Annotated in this window: 8 protein-coding genes and 1 tRNA gene; 5 read left to right on the top strand and 4 right to left on the bottom strand. The window is 66.8% G+C overall.

Going from position 1 to position 12,157, the window contains the following annotated elements; genetic code table 11:
- Positions 1-61 precede the first annotated feature (61 nt).
- The 3 genes from DYQ94_RS01880 to DYQ94_RS01870 all read left to right on the top strand — a co-directional run bounded on the left by DYQ94_RS01880 (position 62) and on the right by DYQ94_RS01870 (position 3,603).
- Complete coding sequence (locus DYQ94_RS01880) at positions 62-2,299, top strand: beta-glucosidase family protein (protein WP_126965544.1); 2,238 nt, start codon at positions 62-64, stop codon at positions 2,297-2,299.
- A 142-nt stretch (positions 2,300-2,441) separates the two neighbouring features.
- Positions 2,442-2,528 (top strand) — tRNA-Leu (locus tag DYQ94_RS01875).
- 202 nt (positions 2,529-2,730) lie between these two features.
- Complete coding sequence (locus DYQ94_RS01870; protein WP_126965543.1) at positions 2,731-3,603, top strand: DUF2884 family protein; 873 nt, start codon at positions 2,731-2,733, stop codon at positions 3,601-3,603.
- Positions 3,604-4,080: 477 nt separating this feature from the next.
- On the opposite strand, the gene DYQ94_RS01865 is transcribed toward DYQ94_RS01870, so the two are convergent.
- The 4 genes from DYQ94_RS01865 to DYQ94_RS01850 are packed head-to-tail and all read right to left on the bottom strand — an operon-like array spanning position 4,081 to position 8,823.
- Positions 4,081-5,661, bottom strand: coding sequence for a DHA2 family efflux MFS transporter permease subunit (locus tag DYQ94_RS01865; RefSeq protein WP_024938907.1), 1,581 nt, complete (start codon positions 5,659-5,661; stop codon positions 4,081-4,083).
- Positions 5,662-5,667: 6 nt separating this feature from the next.
- Positions 5,668-6,861, bottom strand: a complete 1,194-nt coding sequence (locus DYQ94_RS01860; protein WP_024938906.1) for an HlyD family secretion protein — start codon at positions 6,859-6,861, stop codon at positions 5,668-5,670.
- Between the two features lie 10 nt (positions 6,862-6,871).
- A complete protein-coding gene (locus DYQ94_RS01855; RefSeq protein ID WP_160954890.1) occupies positions 6,872-8,359 on the bottom strand; it encodes an AdeC/AdeK/OprM family multidrug efflux complex outer membrane factor in 1,488 nt (495 codons plus the stop codon).
- 23 nt (positions 8,360-8,382) lie between these two features.
- Positions 8,383-8,823, bottom strand: a complete 441-nt coding sequence (locus tag DYQ94_RS01850) for a MarR family winged helix-turn-helix transcriptional regulator (protein WP_016904051.1) — start codon at positions 8,821-8,823, stop codon at positions 8,383-8,385.
- A gap of 123 nt (positions 8,824-8,946) precedes the next feature.
- Between DYQ94_RS01850 and DYQ94_RS01845 the strand changes: the two genes are divergently transcribed.
- Together DYQ94_RS01845 and parC are read left to right on the top strand one after the other, a co-directional pair.
- Positions 8,947-9,798 (top strand): AraC family transcriptional regulator, encoded by an 852-nt coding sequence (locus DYQ94_RS01845; protein ID WP_160954882.1) that lies wholly within the window; start codon positions 8,947-8,949, stop codon positions 9,796-9,798.
- 60 nt (positions 9,799-9,858) lie between these two features.
- Complete coding sequence (parC, locus tag DYQ94_RS01840) at positions 9,859-12,102, top strand: DNA topoisomerase IV subunit A (protein ID WP_065031781.1); 2,244 nt, start codon at positions 9,859-9,861, stop codon at positions 12,100-12,102.
- The last annotated feature ends 55 nt before the right edge of the window (positions 12,103-12,157 follow it).

The following is a 12,157-nucleotide window of genomic DNA, read 5'->3' as shown; positions in this document are numbered from 1 at the left end:
CACCGCGGTGCCCTCCCTGATTGCAACCGCACCACAAGGACCACCCGTGCCCCATCTCGATATGAAACCGTTTACACACTCCAGTCCACGCCGTCTTGCGTTGGCCATCGCCCTTGGCGTCAGCACCGCGTTTGCCGCCCCGCTCGGCGCACAGACCGCCGCCGCAGCGCAGCCGTGGATGGACACCGCGCTGACCGCGGACCAGCGCGCCGACCGTCTGCTCGCGCAGATGAGCGAGGACGAAAAATTCCAGATGCTGCGCAGCTACTTCGGCCTGGGCACCGACAAGATTCCCAAGCCCGAGGGCGCGCTGGGCTCGGCCGGCTATGTCCCCGGCGTCCCACGGCTGGGCATCCCGGCGCAGCAACTGGCCGATGCCGGCGTGGGCGTGACCAATCCCGGCGGCATCCGCAAGGGCGACTTCGCCACCGCGATGCCGTCCGGCCCGTCGACCGCGTCGAGCTGGAATCCACAGCTGGCCTATGCCGGCGGCAAGACCATGGGCCGTGAATCCTGGCAGCAGGGCTTCAATGTGCTGCTGGCTGGCAGCGTCAACCTGCAGCGCGACCCGCGCAACGGACGCAATTTCGAATATGCCGGCGAAGACCCGCTGCTGGCCGGCACCATGGTCGGCGAGTCGATCCGCGGCGTGCAGAGCGAGCACGTGCTGTCGACGATGAAGCACTACGCGCTCAACGACATGGAGACGCGACGCAATTTCCACAGCGCCGAGATCGGCGAGCAGGCGATGCACGAATCGGACCTGCTGGCGTTTGAGATCGCCTTGAAGATCGGCGACCCGGCCTCGGTGATGTGCTCCTACAACAAGATCAACGGCATCTACGGCTGCGAGCACGATTACCTGCTCAACCAGGTGCTCAAGCAGGAATGGAAATACCCCGGCTACGTGATGTCCGACTGGGGCGGCGTGCATAGCGGCTCCAAGGCGGCCCTGGCCGGACTCGATCAGCAATCGGCTGGCGAAGTGTTCGACGCGGCGGTGTTCTTCGACGCGCCGTTGCGCATGGCGGTGTCGGCCGGCGTGGTGCCGCGCGCGCGCTTTGACGACATGGTCAAGCGCGTGCTGCGCAGCCTGTTCGCGCATGGCGCGTTCGATCATCCCACCCAGCGCCAGCCGATCGATGGCAAGGCCGGGCAGCTGTCCGCGCAGCATGTTGCCGAGGAAGGCAGCGTGCTGCTGCGTAACGAGCAGGCCACTTTGCCGCTATCCAAGGAGGTGCGCCGCATCGCGGTGATCGGTGGGTATGCCGACAAGGGCGTGATGTCCGGCGGCGGTTCCTCGCGTGTGGACTACACCATCAACGGTGGCAACGCCGTACCCGGCCTCAATCCGACCACCTGGCCCGGCCCGGTGATCATCCATCCGTCCTCGCCGCTGCAGGCGCTGCGCGCCGCGTTGCCGAACGTGCAGATCGATTATGTCGACGGCAAGGACCGCGCTGCCGCGGCACGCGCGGCCAAGGCTGCCGATGTGGCGATCGTGTTCGCCACCCAATGGTCGGCCGAATCGGTGGACCTGCCGGACATGCAATTGCCCGACAACCAGGATGCCTTGATCGAGGCGGTGGCCAAGGCCAACCCCAAGACCACCGTGGTGCTGGAAACCAACGGCCCGGTGCGCATGCCCTGGGCCGAGCGCGTGCCGGCGGTATTGCAGGCGTGGTATCCCGGCATCGGCGGCGGTGAGGCGATCGCCAACCTGCTGACCGGCGCGGTGAACCCTTCCGGCCATCTGCCGGTGACCTGGCCGGTGGACGAATCGCAGCTGCCGCGTCCCTCGATCCCGGGCCTGGGCTTCAAGCCGGCCAAGCCGGGCGAAGACAGCATCGACTACGCCATCGAAGGCGCCAACGTCGGCTACAAGTGGTTTGCCGCGCGCAAGCTGACCCCGCGTTATCCATTCGGCCATGGCCTGTCGTACACGCAGTTCCGCATGGGCGGGCTGCGCGTGGAAGCCAACGGCAGCCAGCTCACGGCGAACTTCGAGGTGGAAAACATCGGCCAGCGCGAAGGCGCCGCCGTGCCGCAGCTCTACGTCACCCTGCCCGACGGCCATGCCACCCCGCTGCGCCTGATCGGCTGGCAGAAGCTCACGCTCAAGCCGGGCGAAAAGCGCGCCGTGCAGGTGATCGCCGAACCCAAGACGCTGGCCGACTTCGATGCCAAGGCGCGTCACTGGACGATTGCCGCCGGCACCTATCGCGTGCAGCTGGCACGTTCGGCAGGCGAACCGGTGCAGAGTGCGGAGGTCAGCTTGCAGGCGGCGCAGCTGCCGTAATCCGGTGTGGTGGCGGGCATGCAGTGCGCATGTCCGCCACGCTGTCTTCTCCCGTCGCCGGCAGGCACCGGCCACCACGAAAAATTTGTGCCGGATGCGTTGACAGCGTCGCGCGCAACTTGCACAATTCGCGTCCTGAGTCGCCCAGGTGGCGGAATTGGTAGACGCACTAGCTTCAGGTGCTAGCGGGGGCAACTTCGTGGAGGTTCGAGTCCTCTCCTGGGCACCACGACTCACGGTAGATCGTAAAAAACCCCGCTCTGGCGGGGTTTTTTGCGTCTGGGCCATACGATTCACGATGGTGTGCGGCATCGGTGATGTCTGCCGATCGGCAGCGTCGCAAGGGCGCGGCGTCAGTGACTTTCGACACGCGACCACCTGTTGCCGCTGTGGCGACCATGCGCAACGCCTCCACGACGGCAGCACGCGCCATGCGCATCCTCCTCTGGCTTGCCCTGCTGCCGGCCGTTGTCAGTCCGCATGCACGGGCACAGCAGACCGACAAACACGATGCCCCGCGCCATCGCGCGCAGGTGTCTTCGCAGCAATGCGGTCTGGGCACGCCGTTCAACGTGCTCGCCGACAGCGGCGGCATCTGGCTTTACCGCGACAGCGATTGGCCACGCGAAATTTTCTTCCACGGCGGCGAACTGAGCATCGACCACAAGCTGCAGCAGACCAGCACGGCCGATGCACGACGCCTTGGGGAGATGGAACAGCGCACCCGCGCACTGATGCCGCAGGTTGCCGGCATTGCCTATCAGGTGATCGACCTCAGTTACGACGCACTCGGCGGTGTCATCGAGGTCATGACCGGCAGTGCGCTCAACGCCCGCAAGATCGAACGGCTGCGCAAACGCGCACGCGCGTATGTCGACGGCACCCTGGGCAAGGGGCGTTGGGAGCAGAAGGCCTTCGACGGCAACTTCGCAAACTACGTCGAACACGAAACCGAGCAATTCAAGGGCAGCATCGCGCGCCACATGCTCTGGCAAATCGTCACCGGGCGTTCGGACGGAATCGACAAACGCGCCCAACAGATGGAGGGCCAACTGGATGCAAGGCTGGATGCCCAGGCGTCCACCATCGAGGCCAGCGCCAACGCGCTATGCACCCAGGTGCAGGCACTGCGTCAGTTAGAGGACGCGCTCGAGTTCCGTTACCAGGGCAAGCGACTGCAACTACTCGCTCCCCTGCAGGACGACACGCCGCGCCATGATACCGAACATGCCGAACCGAAGCCCGACAACGGCGACGCACCACCGAACCGCGCAGTCGGGCTGCAACCAGCAACAAACAGCTGAGGCCTCACGCCCTCGGTCGGATCATTGTTCCCCTGGCGGGGCGGGCATGTCCTTGATGCCCTGCCGGATGGCGCTTGAACGGGCGAGATCTCCGCTTGCCTCATACGCCTCGGCAAGGCTGTCCAGCATTGCGGGACGCCGGAAACAGCAACACATTGAGCGCGAACACACGAATCTCCGCATCTGCGTCGGTCAAGGCCGCAGCGCCCTCACCGCTCCAAACGGTTTGCTGGTTGCTCTGCGAAGCGCTACGCACGCCGACCATATTGACTGGCTCTTGCCCGCCCACCGCCGCGGGACCTTACGCGGCATGGATGCCGCATAAGCGCCTACAAGAACGTACTTGCGGCGTGTCCTGCGAGGGTGGGCGGGCAAGGGCCCTGCAGCCAAGTCGCAGATCACGCGCTCTGCACTAGACCGGCATGAAGTCGTGGTCTTAGCCGACGTTAGAGCGGCCAAGCACCTTGTCACCCGCGCCTAATGCCCACCCGCCGCCGCTGCACCACCGGCACCCGCACCGAACGGCGGTTTGGCCAGCCACAGGAAGAAGATGATCGCCAGAAACGTCCAGCCGAGCAGGTAGAAGATGTCGTTGAAGCCCATCTGCGAGGCCTGGTGATTGATCATGTTGTTGAGCGAGGCCGCGCCGCGTTGCAGGTCGCCCTGCCCCATCGCGGTGACCTGCTCCTGCATGCCCGGGGTGTAGACCGAGATGTGTTCGGTGATGTGCGCGTGGTGCACCTGGGTGCGGCGTGCCCACAGATAGGTGGTCAGCGATGCGGCGAAGCTGCCGCCCAGGGTGCGCAGGAAGGTGGCCAGGCCGGAACCTGCGGCGATCTCGCGACCGTCCAGGTCCGAGAGCAGAATCTGCAGCACCGGCATGAAGAACAAGGCCACACCCACGCCCATCACCAATTGCACGGTGGCCACATGGCTGAAGTCCACCTGCAGGTTGAAGTTGGAGCGCAGGAAGCTGGTGAACGACAGGAAGATAAAGGCGACGGTGGCGAGCATGCGCAGGTCGAAACGCAGCGCGTACTTGCCCACGAATGGCGTCATCAGCACCGGCAGGATGCCGATCGGCGCGGTGGCAAGGCCGGCCCAGATCGCGGTGTAGCCCATGTCGCGTTGCAGCCATTGCGGAATCAGCAGGCTCACGCTGAAAAACGCCGCATAGGCCACCACCATCGCCAGTGTGCCGGCGCGGAAGTTGCGATGCCGGAACAGCTTGAGATCGACGATGGGATCCTTGTCGGTGAGTTCCCAGATCACGAACACCACCAGCGCAACAGCAGCGACGCAAGCCAGCACCACGATCTTGTCGGAAGAGAACCAGTCCTCGTCGTTGCCCAGGTCCAACACCAGCTGCAGCGCACCGACGCCGACCACCAGCAGGATCAAGCCGATGTAGTCCATGCGCGGCTTTTCCAGCTGCTCGGGGCGATGGCGCAACTGCGAACCCACAATACTGCTGGCGATGATGCCCAACGGCACATTGATCAGGAAGATCCATTCCCAGCTGTAGTTGTCGGTGATCCAGCCACCCAGGATCGGCCCGGCGATCGGCGCCACCACGGTGATCATCGCCAGCAAGGCGAGCGCCTGCCCGCGTTTTTCGCGCGGGTAGATCGACACCAGCAGGCTCTGGGTGATCGGGTACATCGGCCCGGCAACAAACCCCTGCAGCGCGCGCGACACCACCAGCATGCCCATGCTCTGGGCCAGGCCGCACAGCAACGAGGCCACGGTAAAGGCCAGCGTCGACCACACGAACAACTTGGTCTCGCCGAAGCGGCGGCTCAGCCAGCCGGTCAGCGGCAGGGCGATCGCGGTGCTGACCGCGAACGAGGTGATGACCCAGGTGGCCTGCTGCGAGCTGGCGCCGAGATTGCCGGCGATGGTCGGCAACGAGACGTTGGCGATGGTGGTGTCCAGCACCTGCATGAACGAGGCCATCGCCAGGCCCACGGTGCACAGCGCCACGCTCGCCGGGCGAAAGCCGGCGGCGGGTGCAGGTGCCGAGGGACCGCCTGGCGCGGTGGGAGCTTGCGAAGACATGCTGGCTTAGCCCGCCTTGGACGCAGCCTGCGCAGGCAGGTTGTCCTGGATGATGCGTTGGATGTCCGCGTCGGCGGCCTGCAACTGCTGCGCATACACGTCGGTGGAGAACACCGCGCCATTGGCGAACTTGGTCGGCAGCACGCTGCCCTGCTGGTCGTGCAGGTTGACGTCGACCTTCATCGACAAACCGATGCGCAGCGGATTGCCGGCCAGTTGCTTGGCATCCACCGCGATGCGCACCGGCACGCGCTGCACGATCTTGATCCAGTTGCCGCTGGCGTTTTGCGCCGGCAACAGCGAGAACGCGCTGCCGGTGCCCAGGCCCAGGCTTTCGATGCGGCCGGTGTAGTCCACGCCGCCGCCGTACAGATCCGAATGCAGTTCCACTTCCTGGCCCAGGCGCATGTGCTTGAGCTGGGTTTCCTTGAAGTTGGCTTCCACCCACACCTGCTCCAGCGGCACCACTGCCATCAGCACGCTGCCGGGCTGCACACGCTGGCCCAGCTGCGCCGAGCGACGCGCCACGTAGCCGGACACCGGCGCGATGACACCGGTGCGCGCATGGTTGAGATAGGCCTGACGCAGCTGCGCGGCGGCAGTCTGCACGTCCGGCTGGTTGGCCACCGCACTGTCGTCCACCAGTGCGCGGTTGCGTTCGAAGCTCTCGCGCGAACCGCTCACCGCCGCTTCGGCAGCGGCCAGTTCCTCGCGGGCATGCGCCAGTTCTTCATTGGAGATCGCGCCGCTGGCGGCCAGATCCTTGCGGCGTGCGAAGTCGGCACGTGCGCTGCGCAGGCTCACCTCGCGCGAGGACAGTTCGGCCTGCGCGCCTTCCACGCTACGGTACAGACCACGCACCTGGCGCACGGTCTTGGCCAGATTGGCCTCGGCCTGCTGCAATGCGACTGCGGTGTCGGCCGGGTCCAGCTGCACCAGCAACTGGCCGCGCTCCACGCGCATGCCGTCTTCGGCGCCAATGCTGACCACGGTGCCGCCGACCATCGGGGTGATCTGCACCTGGTTGCCCTGCACGTAGGCGTCGTCGGTGTCCTCGTGCCAGCGGCCGACCAGGAAGTACCACACCACAAGACCGATGATCGCCAGGATCACCACAATGGCCACGATGCGCAGCGCCGCACGGCGCTTGCTGGGCGCGGCCGGCGCAGGTTGGGAAGAAGTTGGAGTCGTCTGGCTCATCGTCGCTGTCTCAGGAATTCGGTTGTGCGGAAGTGGTCGCGGCGTGTGCGGTATCGCGCGCAGGTTCCGGCGTGAATCCGCCGCCCAGGGCACGCTGCAACCTCACCGAGGCCAACAGTTGTTGCGATTGCAGGCTGGCCATGCGCTGGCGTGCGAGCAGCAATTGCTCCTGCACGCTGAGCACTTCCAGGTAGCTGCCGATGCCGGCGCGGTAGCGCTGCTGCGCCAGTTCGAAGGCGGCGGTCACGGTCTGCACGGCGTCGTCCTGCGCGCGCGCACGCTGCTCCAGCGAACGCACGGCGTTGACCTGGTCTGCAACCTCGCGCAGGGCGTCGATCACCTTCTGGTTGTAATCGGCCACCGCCAGGTCGTATTGCGCATCGCTGCCGGCCAGATTGGCGCGCAGCTTGCCGCCATCGAAGATCGGCAGGCTCAGCGCCGGCGCAACCACGCCGAACACCGAGGCGCTTTCCAGCAACTGGCCGACATCGCGATTCACCACACCGCCCAGCGCCGTGATGTTGAAGCTGGGGTAGAAGCGGGTCTTGGCGGCGGCGATATCCTGATCGGCGGCCTCCACGCGCCAGCGCGCGGCGACCACGTCGGGGCGGCGGCCCAACAGGTCGGCAGGCAGGTTGCTCGGCAGCTGTGTGGCGATGGCCGCCCCCAGCGTCGGGCGCGCGATCTCCAGCCCGCGATCCGGGCCCTGCCCGGCCAGCGCGGCCAGGGCGTTGCGGGCCTCGTCGATCTGCTGCTGCGCGGACTGCAACTGCTGCTGCGCCGACGGTACGCGGGCCTGCGCCTGGCGCACCTGCAGATCGCTGTCGATGCCGGCGCCGCGGCGTTGCCGGGTGAGCTCCAGGGTCTTCTGCACGCGGGTCAACTCATCGTTGGCCACGTCGTGCAGGCGCCATGCGTAGTCGAGCTGCGCATAGGCTTCGGCGATCGCCGCCGACAGGTTCAGGCGTGCCGCCTGTGCGTCCACCTCGGCCGCATGCGCCTGGTCCACCGCCGCTTCCCAGGTGGCGCGCTTGCCGCCCCACAGGTCCACGCCATAGCGGAAGTCCAGCACCAGTTGGCCGTTGCCGCCGAACTTGCCGCCGCGCTCCTCGCCCACCATCGATTCGGGCAACTGCACGCCCGCATAGCCGCCGGACACCGACAGGCTGGGGCCGCGATCGGCCTGCGCGCTACCGATGCGCGCCTGCGCCTGACGCAGGCGCGCATCGGCCGCCGCCAGGCTGGGACTGTGCTGCAGGCCTTCGGCGATCAGCGCGTTCAATTGCGCATCGCCCAGTGCGCGCCACCAGTCGCTGGCCGGCCAGGCGGCCGGGCTCAGGTTGGCCTGCGCGAGGGTGCGCTCGGCATGCAGCGCGCCCGGCTCCAGCATGGTGCCCTGCGGGGCAAGCCCACGGCTGCTGGCGCAGGCGGCCAGCGCCAGCGTCAGCGCAGTGAGGACGAGCGGCCGCGCAAGCTGCGTGGAGCGCAGGCACAGCATCTGGATCGGGGAACTAGCAGCGTTCATGAGTTGAGTGCATCGCGGACACGGATGAGAAGAGAGGTGAGTTGTTCGCGCTCGGGCGGGGCCAGATCGCGCAAGCCATGCTCGATGGCGCGCTCGCCGCGCAGCTTCAGGCGCTCCCACAGCGCCACGCCCTGCTCGGTCATGACGATCTGCAGCGCGCGCCGGTCCTGCGCATGTGGCTCGCGTCGCACCGCACCAAGCGCTTCGAGCTTGTCGAGCAGGCGGGTGACCGCGCTCGGGGTCTGGTCCAGCGCCAGCGCCAGTTCGTTGGCCGTGCAGGGCGAGCGCACCGCCAGGATCTTCAGGCCGACGTAGTGGCTGAAGCCGAAGTCCGGCAGCTCGCCCTTCATTTCGGCATCGAGCTGACGCATCAGCGCATCGCGCACCTGGCGCAACAGCAGGCCGAACGACGGCGAGGCGGTGGAGAGGTCATTCATGGCGGGCTATTTTCTTCCGAAAAATATATTTGTCAACGCAAATATTTCTAACGGGATTAAACCGCCAGCAAGGATCGTCACCTTACCCGCCTCTGGCGCTGGCCTGGTAATACAATTGCGCCAATGATTGTCGAAAATCCGCCAACCACACGCGATGCCCTGCCGCCCGGCGTGCGCGACAGCTTCGAATGGGCCGACGGACCGGAGGTGATCGCGTTCCTGGCCGACCTGCGCGCGGTATGGGCGCCGGAGACGGTTCGGCATGCGCATGTCCGCGGGCAGCTGATGTATGTGGAGCACGGCGTGCTGACGGTGCACACCGAGCAGGGAACCCTGTCGCTGCCGCCGGGCTGCGCCGGCTGGATGCCGCCCGGCCAGCAGCACACCGTGGAACTGGCCGGGCCGCTGCGCGGCTGGGGCGTGGTGGTCCGGCCGGACGCCTGTGCCGCGTTGCCCGCGCAAGGCGGGGTGATCCGCCTGACCGGGCTCGCCCGCGAGGTGATCATGCGCGCGGCCGACTGGCCGCTGGGCCAGCCGCTCGACCCCGCCCGGCAACGCCTGGCCGCGGTGCTGCTGGACGAACTGCACCAGGTGCAGATCGACCACCTGCACCTGCCGATGCCGGCCGACCGGCGGCTGCTGCGCATCGCCCGGCAGTTGCTCGATACCCCGGCCGACCCGCGCCCGCTGGACGCCTGGGCCGACTGGGGCGGGCTGTCGGCGCGCAGCCTGAGCCGGCATTTCCGCAGCGAGACCGGGCTGAGTTTCGCGCAGTGGCGGCAGCAGGCCCGGCTGGCAGAGGCGCTGCGGCGGCTCAGCCAGGGCAGCCCGGTCGCCGAGGTCGCCGACCAGCTCGGATACAGCAGCCCCAGCGCCTTCGTCAGTGTGTTTCACCGCCATTTCGGCGCTCCACCCACGCGTTATCTGGCCGGCACGCATGCGCGCGGCTTGGCATCCCCCGCCGCATCCGGATAATCGGCGCTCTTCGAGCTCGCGCCACGGCGCGGGCTCCTCTTTCGTAGGACCTGGCTTTACATGACCGATCTGACCCGCCCCACCTTCCACGGCTTCGAGCAGCTGCCGCTGCGCGAGTACGCCGAACGCGCCTATCTCGACTATTCGATGTACGTGGTGCTCGACCGCGCCCTGCCGTTCCTGGGTGACGGCCTGAAGCCGGTGCAGCGGCGCATCATCTTCGCGATGAGCGAGCTGGGCCTGAATGCCGCTGCCAAGCCGAAGAAATCCGCGCGCACCGTGGGCGATGTGATCGGTAAGTACCATCCGCACGGCGACAGCGCCTGCTACGAAGCGCTGGTGCTGATGGCGCAGCCGTTCTCGTATCGCTACCCGCTGATCGAGGGCCAGGGCAACTTCGGCTCCACCGACGACCCCAAGTCGTTCGCGGCGATGCGCTACACCGAATCCAAGCTGACCCCGATCGCCGAGGTGCTGCTGGGCGAAATCGGCCAGGGCACCACCGATTGGGCGCCCAACTTCGACGGCACCTTGGAAGAGCCGACCTGGCTGCCGGCGCGCCTGCCGCACCTGCTGCTCAACGGCACCACCGGCATCGCGGTGGGCATGGCCACCGACGTGCCGCCGCATAACCTCAACGAGATCGTCAGCGCGCTGCTGCGCCTGCTCGACAACCCCGATGCCACGGTCGCCGAGCTGTGCGAACACGTGCTCGGCCCGGACTACCCGACCACCGCCGAGATCATCACCCCGGCGGCCGATCTGCGCGCAATCTACGAGACCGGCCACGGCAGCGTGCGCGCACGCGCCACCTACAAGAAAGAACACGCCAACATCGTCATCGATGCGTTGCCGTACCAGGTCTCGCCGTCCAAGGTGATCGAACAGATCGCCCAGCAGATGCGCGCCAAGAAGCTGCCATGGCTGGAAGACATCCGCGACGAGTCCGACCACACCAGCCCGGTGCGGGTGGTGCTGGTGCCGCGCTCCAACCGTGTCGATGCCGAGCAGCTGATGGGCCACCTGTTCGTCACTACCGACCTTGAGCGCAGCTACCGCGTCAATCTCAACGTGATCGGCCTGGATGGCCGCCCGCAGGTCAAGAACCTCAGGCATTTGCTGAGCGAGTGGCTGAGCTTCCGCAGCGACACCGTCACCCGCCGCCTCAACCATCGCCTGCAGAAGGTCGAGCGCCGCCTGCACCTGTTGGAAGGGTTGTTGATCGCCTTCCTCAACCTGGACGAAGTGATTCGCATCGTCCGCAGCGAGGACGAACCCAAGCCGGTGTTGATCGCGCGCTTCGCGCTCAGCGAGGAACAGGCCGAATACATCCTGGAAACCAAGCTGCGCCAGCTGGCGCGCCTGGAAGAAATGAAGATCCGCGGCGAGCAGGAAGCGCTGGCCAAGGAACGCGCGCAGATCCTGGCCATCCTGGAAAGCAAGACCAAGCTGAAGAAGTTGATCAAGGACGAGCTGACCGCCGACGCCAAGAAGTTCGGCGATGCACGTCGCTCGCCGCTGGTGCAGCGTGGCGCCGCGCAGGCGATCGACGAAACCGAGATGGTCGCCAGCGAACCGATGACCGTGGTGCTGTCGGAGAAGGGCTGGGTACGCGCGGCCAAGGGCCACGAGGTCGACCCGGCCGGCATGTCCTACCGCGAAGGCGACAGCCTGCTGGCGGCGGTGCGCAGCCGCAGCACCCATCAGGTGGCGTTCCTGGATTCGGAAGGCCGCGCCTATTCGACCGCGGTGCATACCCTGCCCTCGGCACGTGGCAATGGCGAACCGTTGACCGGCCGTTTCTCGCCGGCCTCGGGCGCGGCGTTCCAGGTCATGGCCAGCGCCGACAACGCCACCCGCTTCGTGCTGGCGTCCTCGCACGGCTACGGCTTCGTCACCCGCTTCGAAAACCTCACCGGCCGCAACAAGGCCGGCAAGGCGATGCTCAACCTGACCACCGGCGCGCATGTGCTGACGCCTGCGCAGGTGACCAATCCGCAGAGCGACCGCATCGTCGCTGTCACCAGTGCCGGCAATCTGCTGGCGGTGACCGCCAGCGATGTGCCCGAGCTGGACAAGGGCAAAGGCAACAAGATCATCGACATCCCCAAGGCCAAGCTCGGCACCGAGCGCGTGGTCGCGGTGGTGGCGGTGGCTCCGGGCAACACGCTGCTGGTGCGCAGCGGCGCACGCACCATGAGCCTGTCGTTCAAGGATCTGGATAGCTATGTGGGCGCGCGTGCGAGTCGCGGTGCATTGCTGCCGCGAGGGTGGCAAAAGGTGGACGGGCTGGAAGTGCAGTAACGGCTGTTCACCGACGTGGCGCGCAGCGGCGCGTTCGACGCTGCCGCTGCCTCGA

Source organism: Xanthomonas sp. LMG 8993 (assembly GCF_009835065.2).
GTDB lineage: Bacteria > Pseudomonadota > Gammaproteobacteria > Xanthomonadales > Xanthomonadaceae > Xanthomonas > Xanthomonas arboricola.
Note: the sequence above shows the minus strand (reverse complement) of the source record. Positions and strands in the feature narration are given on the sequence as shown.

What these genes read in the sequence shown, in the direction of transcription:
- DYQ94_RS01860 (WP_024938906.1), bottom strand. Translation starts at nt 6,861, where the DNA reads ATGAGCCAGACGACTCCAACTTCTTCCCAACCTGCGCCGGCCGCGCCC.
- parC (WP_065031781.1), top strand. Translation starts at nt 9,859, where the DNA reads ATGACCGATCTGACCCGCCCCACCTTCCACGGCTTCGAGCAGCTGCCG.
- DYQ94_RS01870 (WP_126965543.1), top strand. Translation starts at nt 2,731, where the DNA reads ATGCGCATCCTCCTCTGGCTTGCCCTGCTGCCGGCCGTTGTCAGTCCG.
- DYQ94_RS01880 (WP_126965544.1), top strand. Translation starts at nt 62, where the DNA reads ATGAAACCGTTTACACACTCCAGTCCACGCCGTCTTGCGTTGGCCATC.
- DYQ94_RS01865 (WP_024938907.1), bottom strand. Translation starts at nt 5,661, where the DNA reads ATGTCTTCGCAAGCTCCCACCGCGCCAGGCGGTCCCTCGGCACCTGCA.
- DYQ94_RS01855 (WP_160954890.1), bottom strand. Translation starts at nt 8,359, where the DNA reads ATGCTGTGCCTGCGCTCCACGCAGCTTGCGCGGCCGCTCGTCCTCACT.
- DYQ94_RS01845 (WP_160954882.1), top strand. Translation starts at nt 8,947, where the DNA reads ATGATTGTCGAAAATCCGCCAACCACACGCGATGCCCTGCCGCCCGGC.
- DYQ94_RS01850 (WP_016904051.1), bottom strand. Translation starts at nt 8,823, where the DNA reads ATGAATGACCTCTCCACCGCCTCGCCGTCGTTCGGCCTGCTGTTGCGC.